Origin of the sequence: Geobacillus sp., from assembly GCF_017515625.1 — a bacterium.
Lineage (GTDB): Bacteria > Bacillota > Bacilli > Bacillales > Anoxybacillaceae > Geobacillus > Geobacillus stearothermophilus.
The window spans coordinates 1-21,385 of sequence record NZ_JAFWFM010000152.1; the positions used below are offsets into that span (position 1 = coordinate 1).

Sequence of the window (21,385 nt, forward strand, 5' to 3'; positions counted from 1 at the left end):
ACAAAGTCTTGACTGACTCAAATGAATTTTGATAGTTGACTTTGCCGATTCCGTTGCGATAAGATAAGTCATTGAACGGATACTCTTATCCCGAGCCGGTGGAGGGACAGGCCCGATGAAGCCCAGCAACCGTCACAACTGGACATGTGTGAAATGGTGCTAACCTGTGGCAAGGCGCAGTCCTTGAACGATAAGAGTGAAAGGAAGCAATACGATTGCCATGACCTTTCCTCAGCCGTTACAGGAAAGGTTTTTTATATTGCGAAGGGAAAAAGGGAAATGAGTTCCGTGTCGCCACATTATGCCAAGAGGAGGAAACAAACCGAATGTCAGCCAAACGCCGCTTGTTTACTTCAGAGTCTGTGACGGAAGGACATCCGGATAAAATTTGCGACCAAATTTCTGACGCCATTTTGGATGCGATTTTGGAAAAAGATCCAAACGCCCGCGTCGCCTGCGAAACGAGCGTCACGACCGGGCTGGTGCTCGTGAGCGGGGAAATCACGACATCAACATACGTGGACATTCCGCGCATCGTCCGCGATACGATCCGGGAGATCGGCTACACGCGCGCCAAATACGGATTTGACGCTGATACGTGCGCGGTGCTGACGTCGATTGACGAACAATCGCCGGACATTGCGATGGGGGTGGATCGGGCGCTCGAGGCGCGCGAAGGTCAGATGACTGATGAGGAAATTGAAGCGATCGGCGCCGGCGACCAAGGATTGATGTTTGGGTTCGCCTGCAATGAGACGGAAGAATTGATGCCGCTGCCGATTTCGCTTGCGCACCGCTTGGCGCGCCGATTGGCGGAAGTGCGTAAAACGGACGTCTTGCCGTACTTGCGGCCGGACGGGAAAACGCAAGTGACGATCGAATACGATGAAAACGGCAAACCGGTGCGCGTCGATACGATCGTCGTTTCCGCGCAGCACCATCCGGAAATTACGCAAGAGCAAATCGAGCGCGACATTAAAGAGCAGGTCATCAAGCCGGTCGTGCCCGCGGAGCTGCTTGATGAGAACACGAACTATTTCATCAACCCGACAGGACGGTTTGTCATCGGCGGTCCGCAAGGGGATGCTGGGTTGACGGGGCGCAAAATCATCGTCGATACGTACGGCGGCTACGCCCGCCACGGCGGTGGCGCGTTCTCGGGCAAAGATCCGACGAAAGTCGACCGCTCGGCAGCGTATGCGGCCCGCTATGTCGCGAAAAACATCGTCGCGGCAGGACTGGCCGACAAATGCGAAGTGCAGCTCGCCTACGCGATCGGCGTCGCCCGTCCGGTATCGATTTCCATTGATACGTTCGGCACCGGCAAAGTGTCGGAAGACATTTTGATTGAGGTCGTGCGCAGCAACTTCGATCTCCGCCCGGCGGGCATCATCAAAATGCTTGACCTGCGCCGCCCGATTTACAAACAGACGGCTGCTTACGGCCATTTTGGGCGTACGGACATCGACTTGCCGTGGGAGCGCACTGATAAAGCGACGACGCTGAGAGAACAAGCGCTGGCGCTGGCGGACAAGTGATGAAAGAAAAAGAGCTGCCTGATCACGGTAGCTCTTTTTTGTCGGCGCACGATGTCCGCTGTTGCTGCAGCGCTTTGTAATACTGCCCTTTCTCGACATATTCGCGGCGGATGCGCTCCATTTCGCGGATATCGTCTTCCGTCAGTTCGCGGACGACTTTCGCCGGTCGGCCGAGGGCGAGCGTGTTGGGTGGAATTTTTTTGCCCGGCGGCACTAAACTGCCGGCGCCGATAAACGCGCCTTCCCCGATTTCCGCGCGGTCCAAAATGATTGAGCCCATGCCGATGAGCGCGTTTTTGCGAACGATGGCGCTGTGCAAAATGACTTGATGGCCGACCGTCACCCCGTCCTCAATGATAAGCGGATTGTTTGGACTTTGATGCAAAATTGAGTTATCTTGAATATTGACCCGGTTGCCAATCACCGTTGGTGCCACATCGCCGCGAATGACGGTATTGAACCAAATGCTTGTCTCTTCGCCGATCACGACATCGCCGGTGATCGTCACATAGTCGGCGATAAAGGCGGAGGCGGCAATTTGCGGCGTTTTGCCTTTGTATGGGTAAATCATGGGCGTTCATTCCTTTCTGTTGCAAAATCGATCGTTCACCATGTATTGTACAACGCTGCGTCCAAATCGCCAACGAAAGCGAGCGCGCCTAATCGGGATTGGTGAAAAACGTTTCGTTTCGCCCGATGAGTGGTTGGGATCGGGGAAGAAGATCCGATTTCACAAAGCTTCTCAACGTGAGAAGAACCGTTGTTGAGCGGCTTTTTCATTCCGTCGCCAACCCTTTTATGATTTGCCCCGGCCGCATTGATGGCAATACTGGAAGACGAGATCGCAAGCTGTTCAGACGCGAAACAATTTTGGTTGCCGATAAGATGGAAATGCTAGGAGACGAGACCATGGTGTTTGCACCTGAGGTGAACCGATTGAACATTCCGAAAAACCCCATCGCCTTGATGAAAATGGTGTATCGTGACGTGCTTCCGCTTGTCCACCGCGAGCTTGCCTATTGGCGGCGCCAGGCCGAGCGCATTCCCGACCCGGAGCTTCGGCGCCAGGCCTTGGCGAGCATCGCGTCGAAAACGTTCCATTGCGAAGGCGGCTCCATTTTGGCGCTTTTGGCCGGAGAAAACATGGAGGATTGCATCCGCTTTATCGTGGCTTACCAGACGATCAGCGATTATTTGGATAATTTGTGCGACCGCAGCACCTCGCTCGATCCGCTCGACTTTCGCGCCTTGCACGATTCGATGCCGGACGCGTTGACAATCGGCGCCGAGCCGTCGAACTATTACCGACATCGCCGCGAACAGGAAGACGGCGGCTATTTGCCGGCGCTTGTCCGCACGTGCCAAGAGGTGCTCGAGACGGTGCGCCATTATGAGACGATCGCCCCATTTTTGCATGAATTGGCCGGATATTATTGCGACTTGCAAGTGCATAAACATGTCGAAGCGAGCGAGCGGGTGCCGCGGCTGGAGAAATGGTTCGCGCAATACAAAGACGCCTTGCCGCCGATGGAGTGGTATGAGTTTTCCGCCTGCTCCGGTTCGACGCTCGGTATTTTCTGCCTCGTCGCCTATGCGTTTGGCGAATCGCTGCCGCCGGAGATGGCGAGACAAGTGCGCGACGGTTATTTTCCATACATTCAAGGGCTGCACATTTTGCTCGACTATTTGATCGATCAAGAGGAAGATCGAGCCGGCGGCGATTTGAATTTTTGCTTTTACTATCCGAATGAAACGGTGATGCTTGAGCGGCTTTGCCATTTCATCGAAGAGGCCGACCGCCATGTCGGCGCCCTTCCGCACAGCCAGTTTCACCGCCTTATTCACCGAGGGCTTCTTGGGTTGTATTTGTCGGATGCCAAGGTGAAAAAGCAACGCGGTCTGCACCGGCTGGCGCGCCGGCTCGTCCGCGCCGGCGGGGCGGCGTCGATGTTTTTTTATTGGAACGGAAAAGCGTACCGCTTTTGGCAGGAGCAACAAAAACGGCTGTCCTTTTCGTAAGGGCAGCCGTTTGCTTGTACTGGCGAGAGCAGTGGTTCGTCGGCGGATCGGACGGAATCAGGCGCTCCCATCCGCCCGATTCTCGAGTGCGATCAAAAACGGCGGGTTGTTTTGCCGATTGATGAATTCGTATTTCAAGGCATGGACGCGCCGTTGATCAAGAAAGCGGACGTAATCAAGGAGCGCGTCGCGTTCGCGCTTTCCCTCCGGATGGCCGTGGTAGACGACAAGAACGATGATGCCGCCCGGCTTTAGGATGGAAAGAAGCTGCTCGACCGCTTGAATCGTCGATTCCGGCTGGGTGGCGATTTGCTTATTGCCGCCCGGCAAATAGCCGAGGTTGAACACGGCGCCGGCGATGCGTCCGTGAACGGAGTCGGGGAGCGTTTCGAGCAGCAGGCTATGGCTTGTCTGAAACAGCGTCACCCGCCCGTCCAGCCCGTGTTCGGCGAGGCGGGCTCTGGCCGCCGCGATCGCTTCGGCTTGAATATCAAAACCAAACACATGCCCGCGCTCCCCGACGAGCTCGGCTAAAAAGACGGTGTCATGGCCGTTGCCAACTGTCGCATCGACGGCGATGTCGCCTTCGTTGACTGCTTGATCAAGCAAAAAGCGGGCAAACGGCAAAATATTCATGATGGCCATGCGTTTGCCACCCCCTGTTCGCGCCGCTTTCCTTGAAAGCTGTCCCGCCGCTTGAGTTCAGCGTCAATGGCGTTTAGCCCTTCCCATTTGTTGACGCTCCACATCGGGCCAAAATCGCCCGATCTGGCGGCGCTGCAAAACGTGCAGTCGCCATACGTCACCGTTCCGTCGCGGTTCGGGCAGTCAAACCTGCCGTCAAGGGCGACTTTGAACACGTTTTGGCCGAACGTTTGCCGCAAATGGCAGTTCCATGTGTGATACCGTTTTCCGTCGGCGGCATATGGAAATGGGATTGCGTTTGTCACGGCCGTTCTCTCCTTGTGCTGAAATGGCATCATCCTTGCATTGTACCACGGATGGCGGCAAAAAGCGACTGTTGCCAATCATTGACGTGATACAGATGAAAGCGTCGGCGCATAGTAAAGATGAGGGAACATCATGAAAAGAGGTGAGCGCATGGCGACAAGACAATCGGTGGAAGAATTTTTGCAGCGGTGCGAAGACGTCATCCGCTTTGCGAAAGAACAATATACGGAAGCGCAAAAGCAAGAGCACTACAACATCACGGAATACACAAACGCCCAGCAAATGCTTGAGCAGACAGTCAACGATTTGGCTCACTTGGCGCGAAGTTGCAACGCCCAGCAGCGGGAACAGCTGCATCGGATGCGGCTTCAGCTTGAGCAGCTGCAAAACGAGATGATTTTGCTTGACCGATGAAACAAGAGCTTTGCACGATGGCCGCTATCGAAGGTCCTGGTGCATAACAAGCGGATGTTGCCTGACCGGTGAAACGGAAAGCAACCGCAGGGCGGCTGTCTGCTTGATGGCGAACACAAGGAGGAACAAGGAATGAAGCGACGTCTGAAACAAACGAACCCGGAGCAAAAAACGCGCAACGGTCACAACAATAACGATTTGGAACTCGGCCAAGACTTTGATCCGGTGAAACTGGCGAAAAAACAGTATGAACAAACAGGTGGCCAGCCGGCCCGCTCCAAGCAGCGGAACGGGTGACGCGCCGCTGTCTGTGAGGGCGCCATGCCGCCCTCTTTTTTTGATTGCTTTTTTTCGCTTTCCCACATACAATTAGTTTGGGAGTCGAAATAGCAGACGAAAAGGATGATGACCGATGCCCCGTGCTCTTTGGTGGCTGCTTGTCGGCATGGCGCTCAATGTCACAGGAGCGTCGTTTTTATGGCCGCTAAATACCATTTATTTGCATGAACAGCTCGGCCAGCCGCTCGTCGTAGCGGGAGCGGTGCTGATGCTCAACTCCGGCGGCAGCGTCATTGGCAGCTTGCTCGGCGGCATGTTGTTTGACCGGATCGGCGGGTTTCGCACGCTCGTGTCCGGAGCGTGCCTGACGATGGCGGCGCTTGTCGGTTTGGGCGTCTGGCATGGTTGGCCGCATTATGCCGTCTGGCTGGCGCTTGTCGGCATCGGCAACGGCGTCGTCTTTCCGGCGGCGTCGGCGTATGTCGGGGCGGTTTGGCCGGAAGGGGGACGGCGGGCATTCAACGCCTTGTATGTGGCGCAAAACATCGGCGTCGCCGCCGGCTCGGCGCTTGGCGGCGTTGTCGCCTCGCATTCGTTTGCGCTCGTGTTTTGGGCGAACGTTTGGCTGTATGCCGCTTTTTTGGCGACGGTCGTCATTGGGCTGCGGCGCATGCCGCTTCCGCCGCTGCGGAGAAAAGAGCGGAAGCGCCGAACGGGGGACGGGGCGCCCCGGGCGCACATCCGCGCCCTTGTCCTTCTTTGCGCCGGCTATGGATTATGCTGGATGAGTTACGTCCAATGGTCGACGACGATCGCCGCCTATACGCGCGAGCTTTCCATTCCGGTTCATCACTACAGCTTGCTTTGGACGATCAACGGCGCCTTGATCGTGCTCGGCCAGCCGCTGTTGGCGCCGTTGGTCCGCCGCTTTATGCCGGGGATGAAGCGGCAGATCGCCATCGGGTTCGCCGTTTTCACCGTCTCGTTTGCGATATTGTTTGGCGCGGATTCACTTTTGCAATTTGCGACGTCGATGGTTGTGCTCACGATCGCCGAAATGATCGTCTGGCCGGCGATTCCGGCGGTGGTGAACGAGCTGGCGCCGCTGGGGAGAGCCGGGTTTTACCAAGGGATCGTCAACGGCACGGCCACGGCTGGACGGATGATCGGGCCGGTCCTCGGCGGGTGGGTCGCCGATGCGTTCGGAATGAAACCGCTCATCGGATTGCTTGTCGCCTTCGCTCTGCTGGCCGTCGGCGCGGCGCTCGTGTATGACCGGGGGCTGCCGAAGCGGGCGGAAGAGGCGGGGGAAAAAACGGCTGTGACCGTCTAGTTTTTCGCTTGCAATCGATCGACAAATTTTTTACAATAATAATAAATTTGTCATCATAAAGCGAACAACGGTGAAGAGGAATAGTAGCGGGCTTGATGGACGGCAGAGAGTTGACGGTCGGTGCGAGTCAACCGAAGTCAATCCGCGAACTCGCCTCGGAGTTGCCGGCGTGAACGGCTGCGGCCGATAACGCCGGCCGTGAATCTGCGTTAAGGAACAAAGCGGGTGCGCCATAGGCGCGCCAAAAAAGGGTGGTACCGCGGGAAGTGTTCCTCTCGTCCCTTTTGTTCGGGATGAGGGGTTTTTTTGTACATATTTTCGTCTATGATGCAAGTAAAACTGGATAGGAGGAGTGCTGCGATGAGCTTCAACCACCGCGAAATTGAACAAAAATGGCAGGACTATTGGGAGAAAAACAAAACGTTCCGCACGCCCGATGATGACAACAAGCCGAAGTTTTATGTGCTTGACATGTTCCCGTATCCGTCCGGCGCCGGCTTGCACGTCGGCCATCCGGAAGGGTATACGGCAACCGACATTTTGGCGCGCATGAAGCGGATGCAAGGGTACAACGTCCTTCACCCGATGGGCTGGGACGCATTTGGGCTGCCGGCCGAGCAATATGCGCTTGACACCGGCAACGACCCGGCGGAGTTTACGCAAAAAAACATCGACAACTTCCGCCGGCAGATCAAATCGCTCGGGTTCTCATACGACTGGGACCGTGAAATCAACACGACCGACCCGAATTATTACAAATGGACGCAATGGATTTTCTTGAAGCTGTATGAAAAAGGGCTCGCCTACATGGATGAAATGCCGGTCAACTGGTGCCCGGCGCTCGGCACCGTGCTGGCGAACGAAGAGGTGATCAACGGCCGGAGCGAGCGCGGCGGACATCCGGTCATTCGCAAGCCGATGCGGCAATGGGTGTTGAAAATCACCGCCTACGCCGACCGGCTGCTCGAAGACTTAGAAGAGCTCGACTGGCCGGAAAGCATTAAGGAAATGCAGCGCAACTGGATTGGCCGTTCGGAGGGAGCGGAAATCGAGTTCGCCGTCGACGGCCATGACGAAACGTTCACCGTCTTCACGACGCGGCCCGATACGCTGTTTGGCGCGACGTACACCGTCTTGGCGCCGGAGCATCCGCTCGTGGAAAAAATCACAACGCCGGAGCAAAAGCCAGCCGTTGACGCCTACTTAAAGGAAATTCAAAGCAAAAGCGACCTTGAGCGCACCGATTTGGCGAAAGAAAAAACGGGTGTGTTCACCGGCGCGTACGCCATTCACCCGGTCACCGGCGATCGGCTTCCGATTTGGATCGCCGACTACGTCTTGATGAGCTACGGCACCGGAGCGATCATGGCCGTGCCGGCGCACGATGAGCGCGACTATGAATTCGCGAAAACATTCCACTTGCCGATCAAAGAAGTCGTTGCCGGCGGGAATATCGAAAAGGAAGCGTACACCGGAGATGGTGAGCATATCAACTCCGAGTTTTTAAACGGCTTGAACAAGCAGGAAGCGATCGACAAAATGATCGCCTGGCTTGAGGAGCATGGCAAAGGGCGGAAAAAAGTGTCGTACCGGCTGCGCGACTGGCTGTTCAGCCGCCAGCGCTACTGGGGCGAGCCGATTCCGATCATCCATTGGGAAGACGGCACGATGACGCCGGTGCCGGAAGAGGAATTGCCGCTTGTGTTGCCGAAAACGGATGAAATCCGTCCGTCGGGAACGGGCGAGTCGCCGCTGGCCAACATCGAAGAATGGGTCAATGTTGTCGACCCGAAAACCGGGAAAAAAGGGCGGCGCGAAACGAACACGATGCCGCAATGGGCGGGCAGCTGCTGGTATTACTTGCGCTACATCGACCCCCACAACGACAAGCAGCTCGCCGATCCGGAGAAATTGAAAAAATGGCTGCCGGTCGACGTCTACATCGGCGGGGCGGAGCACGCGGTCTTGCATTTGCTGTACGCCCGCTTCTGGCATAAGTTTCTCTATGACCTTGGCGTCGTGCCGACGAAAGAGCCGTTCCAAAAGCTGTTCAACCAAGGGATGATTTTGGGCGAAAACAACGAAAAAATGAGCAAATCCAAAGGTAACGTCGTCAACCCGGACGATATCGTCGAAAGCCATGGCGCCGACACGCTGCGGCTGTATGAAATGTTCATGGGGCCGCTTGAAGCGTCGATCGCCTGGTCGACGAAAGGGCTTGATGGGGCGCGGCGCTTCCTCGACCGCGTCTGGAGACTCTTTGTCACCGAGAATGGCGAACTGAACCCGAACATTGTCGACGAACCGGCGAACGATACGCTCGAGCGCGTCTATCATCAAACGGTGAAAAAAGTGACGGAAGACTATGAAGGCTTGCGCTTTAACACTGCCATTTCGCAGCTGATGGTGTTTATCAACGAAGCGTACAAAGCGGAGCAAATGAAAAAAGAATACATGGAAGGCTTCGTCAAGCTCTTGTCACCGGTTTGTCCGCACATCGGCGAAGAGTTGTGGCAAAAGCTCGGCCATACGGACACGATCGCCTACGAACCGTGGCCGGCGTATGATGAAACGAAGCTCGTCGACGACGTCGTCGAAATCGTCGTGCAAATCAACGGCAAAGTGCGGTCGCGCCTGCACGTGCCAGCCGACTTGCCAAAAGAAGCGCTCGAGGAGCGGGCGCTGGCCGACGAAAAAATTAAAGAGCAGCTCGAGGGCAAAACGGTGCGCAAAGTGATCGCCGTCCCGGGCAAGCTCGTCAATATCGTCGCCAACTGATGATGAGGGCGGGCTTCGGCCCGCTCCTGATCCACCAACGAAAGGGGTCGATCTGCCATGGAAGAGATCAAGGAAATCACGCCGGCTGAAGTGAAAGAAAAACTCGAACGCGGTGAAAAGCTGAACATTGTCGATGTGCGCGAAGACGAGGAAGTCGCCCTCGGCATGATTCCGGGCGCCAAGCATATCAAAATGGGCGACATCCCCGATCGGCTTGAGGAATTCGACCGCAATGAAGAATATATTTTCGTCTGCCGCTCCGGACGGCGGAGCGAAAACGTCTGCCGCTACTTGCAAGAGCTTGGCTATCGCGTCCGCAACATGACAGGCGGCATGCTTGAGTGGGAAGGGGAAACGGTGCCGAAACGATGATGCCTCGTCGCGCCTGCCGTTTCCGCCTGACCGCGGCCGGGCGTCCGTGCGAATGGCGATGCGGGCTTTCGTGAAGAAGGTTTCCATGTTAATGAGACATCACAGTTTCGGCCGACATGCAGCCGGCAGCCGAAGGCGGCCTGCACGTTTTGTTCGACAGGTGTCCCAATCGTTTGGGGCGCCTGTTTTGTTTTTTAGTGCCGAAGGGCGATGGAAGCAGACAAAAAACGTTATAATTTTCAGTAAAATAAACCGGCATGCAAGACAACGGCGGCGTCCATACAAACAGCGGCATCATCAATAAAGCGGCGTACTTGCTCAGCCAAGGCGGCGTCCATTACGGCGTGAGCGTCACCGGCATCGGCCGCGACAAAATGGGGAAAATTTTCTACCGGGCGCTTGTCTACTATTTGACGCCGACGTCGAACTTCAGCCAGCTGCGCGCCGCCTGCGTGCAAGCGGCCGCTGATTTGTACGGGTCGACAAGCCAAGAAGTCAACTCGGTGAAACAGGCGTTCAATGCGGTTGGAGTGTATTAAGACGAATGAAGTTTCTGACGTCACGCGTCCCGCTGTTCGGGGGCGCGTGACGCCTTTTGTGGGCAGGATTTTCCCTAAATGCGTGGAAAAGGAAAAAGAAAACGGGGGAATGGCGATGTACAAAGTGAAAGTGTTTGATAAAGAGCATGAAAAAGATTTGGAAGCGGCGGTCAATGATTTTTTAGCCCGATTGAAAGACGGACAGTTGATCGATGTCAAGTACAGCGTGGCGGCGATGGAATCGGAAGGCGAGCAAATCTACTGTTTTTCCGCCATGGTCATTTACCGGACTTGACACTTCACACGGCTCCAGACTGCGGGATTCTTTGGCCGTTTTCGTGCTGATCCCCCCCAAAGCGGGCGACGCTTTTTTCGTTTCGGCATTTCCATTTCAGGCGGCGAAATTTTGCGATCGCCCGCCTTGAAGACGGGCGTTGTCGGAATGTCAGCGAAAGCCCCGGAGCACCCGAGGGGCATGAGGATGGCGGTCAATTCGTTGCCGTCTGCCCCGCGGAGCCGATCGCCCCGTTTTTTTCCGCCAATGCATAGCGGGCGGCGTTCACGCCGGCGAGCCGCCCGGTGACAAGGGCGGCGGTGATGTTGTAGCCGCCCGTGTAGCCGTGAATGTCCAAAATTTCCCCACAAAAGTAAAGGCCGGCCATGCATTTGGAGGCCATTGTTTTCGGCTCAATTTCTTTGACCGACACGCCGCCGCCGGTGACGAATGCTTTCTCAAGCGGCAGCGTGCCGTGGACGTAAAAGGTAAATTGTTTGCACTGTCGGACAAACGCCCGCAGCGCCTCATGGCCGACCGTGCCGGCAGAGGCGTGCGGGTCGATGCCGGCCCGCTCGAGCAAAAAGACGGCGTACCGCTCGGGAAGCACCGTTTTGGCGATCGTTTTCATCGCCTTTTTCGGCTCCTCTTTGCACAGCTTGGCGAACTGTTGAAACAGCTCTTCCTGCGTCACGTCCGGAAGCGCGTCGATACTCATTTTGACCGCGCCGTCCGCCGTTTTTTTCAACGCCTTAACGACAAACTGGCTGCAGCGGAGAGCAGCTGGGCCGGAAATGCCGAAGTGCGTAAACAGCATATCCATCCGGTGGGTGATGATCGGTTTGCCATTCGGCATTAAGACGCTTAACGTGACGTCGCGCAGCGACAAGCCTTGCAGCGTCCGCTCTCGGATGAACGGCTCATGCGAGACGATCGGAACTTCGGTTGGAAACAGTTCGGTCACCGTGTGACCCGCTTTTTCCGCCCACGGATAGCCGTCGCCTGTTGAGCCGGTTTGCGGCACCGATTTGCCGCCGACGGCGACGACAACCGCACGGGCGTGGATCGTCTCCCCGCTTTTCAGCGTAACACCGACTGTTTTTCCTTGTTCATACAACACGTCCGCCACTGGCGATTCAAGTCGAACATCGACGCCAAGGCGCGACAATTCGCGAACAAGCGCGTCGACGACCGACTGGGCGCTGTCGCTTTTGGGAAACATGCGGCCGTGGTCTTCCTCCTTGAGCGGCACGCCGAGCCGCTCAAAAAAGCGGATGATGTCTTCATTGTTAAATACGGAAAAGGCGCTGTATAAAAAGCGGCCGTTGCCGGGAATATGGCGGACCATTTCATCCACCGGCAGCCGATTCGTCACGTTGCAGCGTCCGCCGCCGGAGATGGCGAGCTTGCGCCCGAGCTTCGTTCCTTTTTCCAACAAGAGCACCTTCGCCCCTTCTTCGCCGGCGCCGATGGCCGCCATGAGCCCGGACGTACCGCCGCCGATGATGATGACGTCGTATCCCATGTTCATTCCACCCTTTCTTTCTGCGCGTGGCCGATATTTTTCGTTCCATTGACAACTATGGTAAAATAGATACGTTATCATTTTCAACGTCCATGGCTAGGGAAGGGGTCATATGTCAACATCGAAACTGCTGCGCGGCACGTTTATTTTAACGGCTGGCGTGATGATTTCTCGCCTTCTTGGTTTATTTTACGTCATCCCGTTTTACCATCTTGTCGGCGAGCGCGGCGGGGCGCTGTACGGATACGGCTATGTGCCGTACCAAATTTTTTTGAGCTTGGCGACCGGCGGGCTGCCGGTGGCGGTGTCAAAGTTTGTGTCGAAATACAACGCGCTTGGGGAATACGGCGTCGGTTATCGGCTCTTTCGCTCCGGCCTTGTCTTGATGATCGCAAGCGGCATCGCCTCATGGCTCATTTTGTACGCCCTGGCGCCCATCTTGGCGCCGCACGTCATCGATGCGAAAACGAACGTCAACTCGGTCGACGACGTCACGGCCGTCATCCGCGCGGTCAGCTTTGCGCTCCTCATCGTGCCGGTGATGAGCTTGATCCGCGGATTTTTCCAAGGACATGAGTCGATGGGCCCGACGGCGCTGTCGCAAGTCGTCGAACAAATCGCGCGCATCGCGTTTTTGCTTGGGGCGTGCTACGTCATTTTGCGCCTGATGGACGGCTCGATCGTCTCCGCTGTGAGCGCGGCGACGTTTGCCGCGTTTGTCGGGGCGGCGGCGGGGCTTTTGGTGTTGCTTGTCTATTGGTGGAAGCGGCGTCCGTATTTGCAGTCGCTGCTTGCGCGTGACCGCGGCGAAGCGGACGTGTCGCTTTTGGCGATGTATAAAGAGCTGCTTCTTTCTTCGATTCCGTTTGTTTTTGTCGGCTTGTCGATGTCGCTGTACCAGCTCGTCGATCAGTTTACGTTCAATCACGCGATGGCGGCGGCGGGCCGCGGGAGCATCGCGGAGCACGCGTATTCCGTGTTCAACATGTGGGCGCAAAAGCTCGTCGTCATCCCCGTGACGCTCGCGACCTCGTTCAGCTTGGCGCTCATCCCGACGATTACGAAAGCGTATGTCGCGCAAGATTGGAAAGCGCTGCGGCAATATTTGAACCAGACGTTTCAAGTGCTCATGTTTTTAACGCTCCCGGCGGTGATTGGCATGGCGGTGCTGGCAGGGCCGGTGTACAGCTCGTTTTACAGCTATGATCCGCTTGGTGAACAAGTGTTGCGCTGGTATGCGCCGGCGGCGATTTTGTACGCTTTGTTTTCTGTGACGGCGGCGATCATGCAAGGCATCAACGAGCAGCGGTTTACGGTCGTCAGTTTGACAGCCGGCTTGCTTGTGAAGCTTTTGCTCAACACGCCGCTCATTATGAAATGGTCGGCCGTCGGGGCCATTGTGGCCACGATGGCGGGCTATTTCGTCTCGGTGGCGTTCAACTTATGGGTCATTCAGCGCCGCACGCGCTACCGCTATCGGTTTGTCGCCCGCCGGACGGCGTTTATGGCCATCCTGACGGCGGCGATGTCAGCGGCGGTTATGGGGGTCGAGGCGCTGGCGTCCCGATGGATCGATTACCGCGCCGGCACCGCTGAATCGGTGGGCGCTGTTTCCATCGGCGCAGCGGTCGGGGCGGCCGTCTACTTGTTTCTCAGCATCCGCTTCGGGTTGTTTTCGGCGCTGTTTGGCGACCGGTTTGCGTTTTGGCGCCGGAAAGAGAAAAAGGCGGTATCGTAGACGAGGGTGTATGGGGGGATCGGCCGTTTCCTAGAAGCGGCTCGTTTAGGCCGGGAGCCTGGCGGACGGCGCTTCTTGCGAACATCGCGGCGCCCGAGCGAAAGGGTTCGACGACGGCTGTTTTTCGCCCTCCCCCATGCCGTTCGGCTTGCAGCAAAAAAAGAAGAAGGCGGTCGTCCCCGCCTTCTTTCTCCATTTCGCTTACGACAGGCCGAGCCGGCGTTCGACGCGATCGAGGCGGCTTTCCACCCGGTCGAGCCGGCGGTCGAGCCGTTCGACGGCCCGCTCAAGCCGTTCGATGCGCCGCGCCCAGTTGGCGAATGGCCCGCCTGGGTATCCGGGCCAAAATTGGCTGGCTGGCGGCTGTTGACGGTAATCATCCAACGTTGGGACATAATAGTAATATTCATTCATCGGTAAATCCCCCTTCTTGATGTTTCCTTCACAGTGTATGGGGGAAGGCGGAAACGGACTAGATGAACGCCTAATGAAGGCCATTTTTTTAGGAGGGAGATTTGTGGAGCTGCGCATTGACAAGCTGCTCGCCCATATGGGGTATGGGACGAGGAAGGAAGTGAAAAAGCTGCTCAAGTCCGGAGCGGTGAAAGTGGACGGCGCGCCGGTTCGTGATGCGAAAACGAAAGTGCGGCCGGATGAGCAAATCGTGACCGTTTGGGGAGAAACGGTCGAGTACAAGCCATTCATTTACTTGATGATGAATAAGCCTTCGGGGGTCGTTTCCGCGACGGAAGATGCCGTGGAAGAGACGGTCGTCGATTTGCTTGAAGAAGAAGACCGGGCGTTTTCCCCGTTTCCGGTCGGGCGGCTTGACAAAGATACGGAAGGGCTGCTGCTCTTGACGAATGACGGCCAGCTCGCCCATCAGCTGTTGTCGCCGAAAAAACACGTGCCGAAAACGTATTTTGCCGTCGTGGACGGGGAAGTGACGGAAGCGGATGTCGCGGCGTTTCAGCGCGGCGTCGTCCTTGATGACGGCTATGAAACAAAACCGGCCAAGCTCGTTGTGTTGAAATCCGGCCTTCGTTCCGATGTCGAGGTGACGATCACCGAAGGGAAGTTCCATCAAGTGAAGCGGATGTTTCAAGCGGTCGGCAAGCGGGTCGTCTATTTAAAACGAATTCAAATGGGGCCGCTGCCGCTTGATCCGGATTTGGCGGTCGGTGAGTATCGGGAATTGACGGACGAAGAGGTGGACATGTTGAAGCAATACCGGCCAGAGACGGACGAAAAAAAAGGAACCTAACGCGGTTCCTTTTTTATGGAAAAATAGTGGATATTCATCTGTGGAAAAATGGTTCGCGTTCATCTCCCATCTTGCCTACCCTATTGGCACCGGGTTTACGAAGAGATGCGCACTTTTTTGTTTGTGGTCGTCCATTTGCCCTTGCTTGGGCTGAGAACGAGATCGTTGTACATAAGCACGTTTAAGTCGCGCTGGATCGTTCGTGGGGTGGTGCCGAACTCATCAACAAGCTCTTGGGTCGTAACCGTTCCTTTTTCGCTAATGTACATATACACGGATTTGATGCGGGTAAGCATCCGATGTGTTGAAGGTTTCAAAAGACCACTCCCTATCTTAGCATCATTCGCATGGCACAACCGACTGCTAGCAGATGAGAGATGTCTTTGTCTGTTTACTACCATTGTACACGAAATGAGGGGGGAAATGCTACCCGGTTGCCTCTATTCACGAAAAATTTCAACATTTTGTCATGAAACGGAAATCGATTTGCAACGAATGAAACATTTTGACTTCCTGTTTTTGATATGATACGTTGGCAACAAAAGGGTGTTGAATAAGGAAAGGAAGAATGGCGTTGAACATCGACTGGATGAACGAAGCGAAGAAACGAAAAGACGATCTTGTCCGCGACGTGCAAGCGCTTGTCCGCATTCCGAGCGTCCGCGATGACGGCGGGGCGAAACCGGGGGCGCCGTTTGGCCCGAAGGTGGCGGAGGCGCTCGATTACATGTTAACTCGCGGTCAAGAAGAAGGATTTCGCATTAAAAACGTCGACGGCTATGCTGGTCATATCGAAATGGGAGAAGGGGAGAAGCTCATCGGCGTGCTCGGCCATCTGGACGTCGTGCCGGCAGGGGACGGCTGGTCCGTTGATCCGTTTGCTGCTGAGGTCAAGGATGGCCGCCTTTACGGGCGCGGGGCGATCGATGACAAAGGGCCGACCGTCGCGGCGTTTTACGCCTTGAAAATCGTCAAAGAACTCGGCTTGCCGCTCCGCAAGCGGGTGCGGCTTATCCTCGGCGGCGACGAGGAAAGCGATTGGCGTTGCGTCGCTCATTATTTTCAGCGGGAAGAAATGCCGGATGTCGGGTTTGCGCCGGATGCTGATTTTCCGATCATTCATGCCGAAAAAGGAATCATTGACGCCGATTTGTCGTACCGACCGCCTGAATCGGCGGAGGCGGAAGGGCTCGCGCTTGCCTCATTCCAAGCCGGGCGCCGCTACAATATGGTGCCGGATGCGGCCGAAGCGGTGGTGGAAGGAGCGGGACGGACGGAGGAGCTGCTTGGCCTCTATGAACAGTTTTGCCGAGAGCGCGGCGTAAAGGGGAGCATGAGGCAAAGCGAAGGGGCCGTCGTCTTTCAATTGGAAGGGGTGTCCGCTCATGGCGCCGAGCCGGAGCGCGGCAAAAACGCCGGCGTCTATTTGGCGCAGTTTTTGGCGTCGCTTCCGCTCGATGGCCGAAGCCGGCCGTTCGTTCAGTTTGTGACCTCCGCCTTTTTCGGCGATGCCAGCGGCCGGCGGCTTGGCCTTGCGTATCGGGACGAACAAAGCGGCGAATTGACCGTCAACGTCGGGGTGCTGTCGTATGACCGGCGGCATGGCGGAACGATTGGGCTGAACATCCGCTATCCGGTGACGGCCGACGGCGACGCGATCCGCCGGACGCTCGCCGGCGCTGCGGCTGAACATGGATTCGCGCTCAGCCGTTTCAGCGATACGAAGCCTCATTATATCGATCCGAGCCACGAGCTTGTCCGCACGCTTCAGCGCGTCTACGAAGAGCAGACGGGCGAGCCGGCCCGGCTTTTGGCCATCGGCGGCGGCACATACGCCCGCGCCTTGACCGCCGGGGTGGCGTTTGGCGCGTTGTTTCCGGGCCGTCCGGATGTCGCCCACCAGAAAGATGAGTATATCGAAATCGACGATTTGGTGAAAGCGACCGCCATTTACGCGCAGGCGATCTACGAGCTGGCGAAATAAACGGCGGTCCGCCGCTCCGGCGAAAAAGAGAGCGGGGCGGGCGTTGTTTTCACGAAAGGGGGGACGGGATGGAAGAGGCGTTCAAACGGGGGGCGGCAGCGCGAAAAACGGTGTTTCCGCTCTTTTACTTTCTCATCTTTTTTGCTTTTGGTGCGTTGTTTCCGCTTTTGTCCGTCTATTTGCAGGAAGAGGCGCGCCTTTCGGGGGCGGCGATCGGCTGGATCATGTCGCTTCCTCCGATCGTGACGATGGCGGCCCAGCCGCTTTGGGGCACGGCGGCCGATTACACGCGCAAACCGGTCGGCCTTTTGCTGGCAGCGCTCGTGCTGGCGGCGCTGTTTGGGGTCATGTATGCGCTCGCCGGCAGCTATCGGCTGTTTGTTGTGCTCACCGTGCTGCTGTCAGCGATGCAAAGCGCCATCGTTCCGCTTTCCGACAGCCTCGCCCTTCGCCATGTGCACGAACAGGGAGGAAACTACGGGGCGATCCGGCTGTGGGGGTCGCTTGGGTTTGCGATGGCGGTGCTGGCCGTCGGCTGGTTGTCTGATCATATCGCCTTTGCGGTCATTTTTTACGCCTTTTCGTTGGCGCTGCTCACCGCGGCGGCTTTGGCCACCCGCCTGCCGCGCTATCCGATGGGGGCGCCGGGGGCGCTGACGCGGCAGGACGTGCGCGGGCTGCTGGCGTCCCGCCCGTTTCGGCTGCTGCTTGTGGCGACGTTTTTATTGTTTGGCCCGATTTTGGCCAACAATTCGTATTTCGGGTTGCTCATTCATGAGCTGGGCGGGACGTTGACCGGCATTGGCCTTGCTTTTTTGTTTGCCGCCGGCAGCGAGGCGCCGTTTATGAAAGCGGCGGATCGGCTCATCGGCCGTTTCGGCATGGTGCGGCTTCTTCTATTGGCGGCGCTCATCTCGGCGGCTCGCTGGCTGGCGTATGCGGCCGACCCGCCGCTTTGGTTTGTGTATATGACGACGGTCGTGCAAGGCTGTTCGGTCGGTCTGGCGATCCCGACGGCGCTGCAATATGCGCGCCGCCTGGCGCCGGAGCGGGTGCAGGCGACGGCGGTGGCGTTATACTCAGCGGTCGGCAACGGCCTTGGCGCGTGGTTTTGCACGTTGGTGGGCGGATATTTGCTTGAGCGTTGGCAGATCGGCGCTGTCTACTTGTTTTTTAGCATCTGCACGATCATGGGTGTGCTCGTGCTCCTTTTGCTCGCAAAACGAGAACGAACGGCAGGTGAAGAGAAGTGAAACGAAGCCATTATTTTATCGCTGTTCCGCTGACGTCTGAAGCGAAACAAGCCATTGCCCGATTTTCGGGGGATGCGTCGTCATCGCTGCCGTTTCGCACATGGGTGCATGAAGAGGATTATCATATCACCCTCGCGTTTTTAGGCGATGTGCCGCCGGGGAAAATGGCGCCGCTGTGCGAAGCGATGGCCGCCGTCGCCGCCAAAAGCGCCCCGTTTTCCCTCGCGCTTGCCGGACTGGGGACGTTCGGGGAGCGGACGGCGCCGCGCATTTTTTGGCAAGGGGTGAAAGAGGAGGCTGCGTTGAACGAGCTGCGACGCGATGTGTATGAAGCGTGCCTTGCGCTCGGCTTTTCCCTCGACCGGCGGCCGTTTGCCCCGCATATTACGATCGCCCGCAAATGGCAGGGCGAGGCGCCGTTTCAGCTGGAGGCGCTCCGTTCGCTTCCAGCCGCTTCGACGGTGTTTTCGGTGCCGGAAATCGTGCTGTACCGGACGAATATGGAGAAAACGCCGAAATACGAGACGATCGCCGCGTTCCCGTTGCTTGGCGCGCCGGACGGCCGGAGCGGGTGAAGGCATGGGGCAGCTTTTGAAGCTGCGGGATTATATTTCCCGCTATGAAACGGATGTGTATCATTATGTGCCGGAGTTTATCCGGCTGAAACAATGGCAATGGGAGCAGGCGAAAGCGCGTTGGGAGGCGGAGCGGGACGCCGATGGCGCGCGGCGGGAACCGGAAGAAACGTGGGACTTTTTGCTTGACAAGCCGTCATGGTGGGAGCGGCTCATCGGCCGCTGGCGCCGCGGCCCGGAGCCGGAGATGGACGAAGAACGGCCGCCCGCCCCGTCTTTGAGCCGGGCGGCCACCCTCGATGAGCTGAAGCGGCAGTTTCTTGACGATTTGTTTGAGCTCCAGCTGAGATGGGCGAGTTCAACGATGACGCACATCTCTTTTGTGGATGAAGCATGGTACGGCGATGAAAGGTTGAAATATTTTTTGCAGCGGTTTCCGGACACCTATTTATGTTTTTACCGGCCAGTCGCGGCAGCCGGCAAGGCGGCCGTCGAGCTTGAGACGATTTTGTTGACGCCGGCGGCCGCTTGGTGTCTCGCGTTTGTCGAAGGGGAGCCGGACAACGTCGTCATCGCCTCCACCGGCCGGTTTTGGGTGGAACGCGCCGGAGCGGACACAGTGAAGCGGGTCAACCCGGTTATCTCGCTGCGGCGGACGGAAGGAATCGTTTCGGACATTTTCCGCCGGCACGGTGTGGAGTGGCCGATCCATCTGGCGGTTGTCAACCGCTATGGCTACATTGACAGTGGCCATCTCTTTCCATTTGTCCGCTATATCGATAAGCGAAACTATGAATCATGGTTTTCCCGCCTGCGCGGCTCGGCTCTGCCGCTTCGGCACGGGCAGCTGAAGGCGGCTGAAGCACTGCTCAGGCATTGCATCAGCTTTTCGAGCCGCCGTTATGACGGGAATAGCGGCGTTGATGAGTGGCAACAATAGAATCATGTGTGCATCGATGGGGCGACCGGCTGTTTTTTTTGGCACCGCCCTTTTTCTTTTGCGTATGATAGTACTAACGGGAGGCAAAAAAAGGAGGTGAACCGCGATGCTTCACATCAGCCGAACGTTTGCCGCCTATTTGGACGAGATCGATCAAATAACAGTGATCGTGCCGAAAGCGCGCTGCCTCGACAACATGGAGCCGTTTGTGATGACGGCGCCAAGCGGAGAAGACATCCCGCTTGTGGTGCAACAAAAGGAGGACTTGGGCGATGCGGTCAAATATGTGTGCTGGTTTTCGGTGCCGTTTCAATTTGGAGAGACGCATTGGATTCGCGCCCGCTCCGGGGAGGATTCCGATGTGCAAATCGGGGCGGTGGTGCGGACGGCAGCGTTTGATGACCAGTTTTTTTACGACGGAAAGCTTGGCGTGGAGTATGCGAAAGAGCAGACGATCTTCCGCGTTTGGGCGCCGACGGCCACTGCCGTGAGCGTCAAGCTCGTCCATCCAGACCATGGCGATGTCCGCTATGTGCCGCTTGTGCGCGGGGAGCGCGGCGTCTGGTCGGTGGCCGTATCCGGGGACTGGGAGCGGGCGCGCTATATGTATGTCGCCTGCATCAACCGCGTCTGGCGCGAGGCGGTTGACCCGTATGCGACCGCTGTCTCGGTCAACGGAGAGTATGGCGTGATCGTAGATTGGGAAAAAACGAAGCTGGCCAAGCCTGCTCCGCCGCTTCCGCCATGCCCGTCGCCGACCGATGCCGTCATTTACGAGCTGAGCATCCGCGATTTTACGAGCCATCCTGACAGCGGCGCCGTCTGGAAAGGAAAATACCTCGGGTTGACGGAGGAACATACGCGCGGGCCGAACGGGACCGTCACTGGGCTTTCCTATTTGAAGGAGCTGGGCGTCACCCATGTCCAGCTCATGCCGTTTGCCGATTTCGCCGGGGTCGATGAGCGCGATCCACAAGCGGCCTACAACTGGGGATACAATCCACTTCATCTATATGCGCCGGAAGGAAGCTATGCCACCGATCCGCATGACCCATACGCGCGCATTGTCGAGCTGAAGCAGGCGATCCGCGCGCTGCAGGAGAACGGCTTGCGCGTCGTGATGGACGCGGTGTACAACCATGTGTACGACCGGGAGCAGTCGCCGCTTGAGAAGCTTGTTCCCGGCTATTACTTCCGCTATGACGCCTACGGCCGGCCGGCCAACGGCACCGGCGTCGGCAACGATATCGCCTCCGAGCGGCGGATGGCGCGCCGCTGGATTGTCGATTCAGTGGTGTTTTGGGCGAAAGAGTACGGCATAAACGGGTTTCGTTTTGATTTGATGGGCGTGCATGATATCGAAACGATGAAGTCGGTGCGCGACGCGCTCGATGCGATCGACCCGTCCATTCTCGTCTATGGGGAAGGCTGGGACTTGCCGACGCCGCTCGCTCCGGAGCAAAAAGCGACGATGGCGAACGCCAAGCGGCTGCCGCGCCTTGCCTATTTCTAGGAGGTTTGTTTGGCAAGAAAAATGTTTGCATGCCGGGGTTGTATTTCAGTATAATACAAGTAACATGGACGGAAGCAGGCTGCGGGATGGCCGTCC

General features: G+C 57.1%; 19 protein-coding genes, 3 pseudogenes, 1 riboswitch and 1 other annotated feature. Of the genes and pseudogenes, 16 read left to right on the top strand and 6 right to left on the bottom strand.

The window, feature by feature from the left end; translation table 11 throughout:
* Nucleotides 1-82 precede the first annotated feature (82 nt).
* A riboswitch (SAM riboswitch) is annotated at nt 83-197 on the top strand.
* A gap of 129 nt (nt 198-326) precedes the next feature.
* Nucleotides 327-1,538, top strand: coding sequence for a methionine adenosyltransferase (metK, locus tag IKE44_RS09015; protein WP_033014553.1), 1,212 nt, complete (start codon nt 327-329; stop codon nt 1,536-1,538).
* A 22-nt stretch (nt 1,539-1,560) separates the two neighbouring features.
* Here the strand turns inward: metK and IKE44_RS09020 are convergent, their stop codons facing one another.
* A complete protein-coding gene (locus IKE44_RS09020) occupies nt 1,561-2,109 on the bottom strand; it encodes a gamma carbonic anhydrase (protein ID WP_011232320.1) in 549 nt (182 codons plus the stop codon).
* A gap of 338 nt (nt 2,110-2,447) precedes the next feature.
* Here IKE44_RS09020 and IKE44_RS09025 point away from each other — a divergent pair, with 338 nt between their 5' ends.
* Nucleotides 2,448-3,557: a tetraprenyl-beta-curcumene synthase family protein gene (locus IKE44_RS09025; protein WP_080706504.1), complete on the top strand. Its 1,110-nt coding sequence runs from the start codon at nt 2,448-2,450 to the stop codon at nt 3,555-3,557.
* A gap of 57 nt (nt 3,558-3,614) precedes the next feature.
* Here the strand turns inward: IKE44_RS09025 and mnmM are convergent, their stop codons facing one another.
* Complete coding sequence (mnmM, locus tag IKE44_RS09030; protein WP_049625025.1) at nt 3,615-4,202, bottom strand: tRNA 5-(aminomethyl)-2-thiouridylate-methyltransferase MnmM; 588 nt, start codon at nt 4,200-4,202, stop codon at nt 3,615-3,617.
* 110 nt (nt 4,203-4,312) lie between these two features.
* Nucleotides 4,313-4,537: pseudogene (locus IKE44_RS09035) on the bottom strand (hypothetical protein); the annotation flags it as partial.
* A 121-nt stretch (nt 4,538-4,658) separates the two neighbouring features.
* Between IKE44_RS09035 and IKE44_RS09040 the strand changes: the two are divergent.
* From IKE44_RS09040 to IKE44_RS09070, 7 genes and pseudogenes are all read left to right on the top strand, one after another.
* Nucleotides 4,659-4,922: a YtzC family protein gene (locus tag IKE44_RS09040; RefSeq protein WP_033009819.1), complete on the top strand. Its 264-nt coding sequence runs from the start codon at nt 4,659-4,661 to the stop codon at nt 4,920-4,922.
* A 132-nt stretch (nt 4,923-5,054) separates the two neighbouring features.
* Nucleotides 5,055-5,219: a hypothetical protein gene (locus tag IKE44_RS09045; protein ID WP_033009817.1), complete on the top strand. Its 165-nt coding sequence runs from the start codon at nt 5,055-5,057 to the stop codon at nt 5,217-5,219.
* Between the two features lie 115 nt (nt 5,220-5,334).
* Nucleotides 5,335-6,534: an MDR family MFS transporter gene (locus tag IKE44_RS09050; protein ID WP_033014548.1), complete on the top strand. Its 1,200-nt coding sequence runs from the start codon at nt 5,335-5,337 to the stop codon at nt 6,532-6,534.
* A 61-nt stretch (nt 6,535-6,595) separates the two neighbouring features.
* Nucleotides 6,596-6,820: a binding site (T-box leader), on the top strand.
* 74 nt (nt 6,821-6,894) lie between these two features.
* The gene (gene leuS / locus IKE44_RS09055) at nt 6,895-9,312 is read left to right on the top strand and encodes a leucine--tRNA ligase (protein ID WP_287465682.1); all 2,418 of its coding nucleotides are present in this window, start codon (nt 6,895-6,897) and stop codon (nt 9,310-9,312) included.
* Between the two features lie 57 nt (nt 9,313-9,369).
* Entirely contained in the window at nt 9,370-9,684 is a 315-nt protein-coding gene (locus IKE44_RS09060) for a rhodanese-like domain-containing protein (RefSeq protein WP_013144427.1), read from the top strand.
* Nucleotides 9,685-9,935: 251 nt separating this feature from the next.
* Nucleotides 9,936-10,223 (top strand): annotated as a pseudogene (locus tag IKE44_RS09065) (peptidase M4 family protein); the annotation flags it as partial.
* 115 nt (nt 10,224-10,338) lie between these two features.
* Nucleotides 10,339-10,518 carry a sporulation protein Cse60 gene (locus tag IKE44_RS09070; RefSeq protein WP_008880941.1) on the top strand — a complete coding sequence of 60 codons (180 nt, stop codon included), beginning with the start codon at nt 10,339-10,341 and terminating at the stop codon, nt 10,516-10,518.
* A 193-nt stretch (nt 10,519-10,711) separates the two neighbouring features.
* On the opposite strand, the gene IKE44_RS09075 is transcribed toward IKE44_RS09070, so the two are convergent.
* Nucleotides 10,712-12,022, bottom strand: a complete 1,311-nt coding sequence (locus IKE44_RS09075; protein WP_287465684.1) for a BaiN/RdsA family NAD(P)/FAD-dependent oxidoreductase — start codon at nt 12,020-12,022, stop codon at nt 10,712-10,714.
* Nucleotides 12,023-12,134: 112 nt separating this feature from the next.
* Between IKE44_RS09075 and IKE44_RS09080 the strand changes: the two genes are divergently transcribed.
* Nucleotides 12,135-13,760, top strand: a complete 1,626-nt coding sequence (locus IKE44_RS09080; protein ID WP_049625021.1) for a putative polysaccharide biosynthesis protein — start codon at nt 12,135-12,137, stop codon at nt 13,758-13,760.
* Between the two features lie 201 nt (nt 13,761-13,961).
* On the opposite strand, the gene IKE44_RS09085 is transcribed toward IKE44_RS09080, so the two are convergent.
* On the bottom strand, nt 13,962-14,174 hold the full coding sequence (locus IKE44_RS09085; protein ID WP_033006856.1) for a hypothetical protein: 213 nt from the start codon (nt 14,172-14,174) through the stop codon (nt 13,962-13,964).
* A gap of 103 nt (nt 14,175-14,277) precedes the next feature.
* Between IKE44_RS09085 and IKE44_RS09090 the strand changes: the two genes are divergently transcribed.
* On the top strand, nt 14,278-15,024 hold the full coding sequence (locus tag IKE44_RS09090; protein ID WP_033009804.1) for a pseudouridine synthase: 747 nt from the start codon (nt 14,278-14,280) through the stop codon (nt 15,022-15,024).
* A 95-nt stretch (nt 15,025-15,119) separates the two neighbouring features.
* Here IKE44_RS09090 and IKE44_RS09095 read toward each other — a convergent pair whose 3' ends face one another.
* Nucleotides 15,120-15,341 carry a DeoR family transcriptional regulator gene (locus tag IKE44_RS09095; RefSeq protein WP_033014532.1) on the bottom strand — a complete coding sequence of 74 codons (222 nt, stop codon included), beginning with the start codon at nt 15,339-15,341 and terminating at the stop codon, nt 15,120-15,122.
* A 251-nt stretch (nt 15,342-15,592) separates the two neighbouring features.
* Between IKE44_RS09095 and pepV the strand changes: the two genes are divergently transcribed.
* The 5 genes and pseudogenes from pepV to pulA all read left to right on the top strand — a co-directional run.
* On the top strand, nt 15,593-17,008 hold the full coding sequence (pepV, locus tag IKE44_RS09100; RefSeq protein WP_080985673.1) for a dipeptidase PepV: 1,416 nt from the start codon (nt 15,593-15,595) through the stop codon (nt 17,006-17,008).
* Nucleotides 17,009-17,076: 68 nt separating this feature from the next.
* Nucleotides 17,077-18,261, top strand: coding sequence for a maltose permease (gene malA, locus IKE44_RS09105; protein ID WP_287465687.1), 1,185 nt, complete (start codon nt 17,077-17,079; stop codon nt 18,259-18,261).
* The gene (gene thpR, locus IKE44_RS09110; protein WP_049625019.1) at nt 18,258-18,836 is read left to right on the top strand and encodes an RNA 2',3'-cyclic phosphodiesterase; all 579 of its coding nucleotides are present in this window, start codon (nt 18,258-18,260) and stop codon (nt 18,834-18,836) included. Before malA ends, thpR begins: the two co-directional genes overlap by 4 nt.
* A 4-nt stretch (nt 18,837-18,840) precedes the next feature.
* A complete protein-coding gene (locus IKE44_RS09115; RefSeq protein ID WP_064213520.1) occupies nt 18,841-19,776 on the top strand; it encodes a hypothetical protein in 936 nt (311 codons plus the stop codon).
* A 106-nt stretch (nt 19,777-19,882) separates the two neighbouring features.
* A pseudogene (gene pulA, locus IKE44_RS09120) lies at nt 19,883-21,286 on the top strand (type I pullulanase); the annotation flags it as partial.
* Between the last annotated feature and the right edge of the window lie 99 nt (nt 21,287-21,385).

Coding starts and splice junctions, on each gene's coding strand:
- metK (WP_033014553.1), top strand. CDS start 327: ATGTCAGCCAAACGCCGCTTGTTTACTTCAGAGTCTGTGACGGAAGGA.
- IKE44_RS09020 (WP_011232320.1), bottom strand. CDS start 2,109: ATGATTTACCCATACAAAGGCAAAACGCCGCAAATTGCCGCCTCCGCC.
- IKE44_RS09025 (WP_080706504.1), top strand. CDS start 2,448: ATGGTGTTTGCACCTGAGGTGAACCGATTGAACATTCCGAAAAACCCC.
- mnmM (WP_049625025.1), bottom strand. CDS start 4,202: ATGGCCATCATGAATATTTTGCCGTTTGCCCGCTTTTTGCTTGATCAA.
- IKE44_RS09040 (WP_033009819.1), top strand. CDS start 4,659: ATGGCGACAAGACAATCGGTGGAAGAATTTTTGCAGCGGTGCGAAGAC.
- IKE44_RS09045 (WP_033009817.1), top strand. CDS start 5,055: ATGAAGCGACGTCTGAAACAAACGAACCCGGAGCAAAAAACGCGCAAC.
- IKE44_RS09050 (WP_033014548.1), top strand. CDS start 5,335: ATGCCCCGTGCTCTTTGGTGGCTGCTTGTCGGCATGGCGCTCAATGTC.
- leuS (WP_287465682.1), top strand. CDS start 6,895: ATGAGCTTCAACCACCGCGAAATTGAACAAAAATGGCAGGACTATTGG.
- IKE44_RS09060 (WP_013144427.1), top strand. CDS start 9,370: ATGGAAGAGATCAAGGAAATCACGCCGGCTGAAGTGAAAGAAAAACTC.
- IKE44_RS09070 (WP_008880941.1), top strand. CDS start 10,339: ATGTACAAAGTGAAAGTGTTTGATAAAGAGCATGAAAAAGATTTGGAA.
- IKE44_RS09075 (WP_287465684.1), bottom strand. CDS start 12,022: ATGGGATACGACGTCATCATCATCGGCGGCGGTACGTCCGGGCTCATG.
- IKE44_RS09080 (WP_049625021.1), top strand. CDS start 12,135: ATGTCAACATCGAAACTGCTGCGCGGCACGTTTATTTTAACGGCTGGC.
- IKE44_RS09085 (WP_033006856.1), bottom strand. CDS start 14,174: ATGAATGAATATTACTATTATGTCCCAACGTTGGATGATTACCGTCAA.
- pepV (WP_080985673.1), top strand. CDS start 15,593: ATGGCGTTGAACATCGACTGGATGAACGAAGCGAAGAAACGAAAAGAC.
- malA (WP_287465687.1), top strand. CDS start 17,077: ATGGAAGAGGCGTTCAAACGGGGGGCGGCAGCGCGAAAAACGGTGTTT.
- IKE44_RS09115 (WP_064213520.1), top strand. CDS start 18,841: ATGGGGCAGCTTTTGAAGCTGCGGGATTATATTTCCCGCTATGAAACG.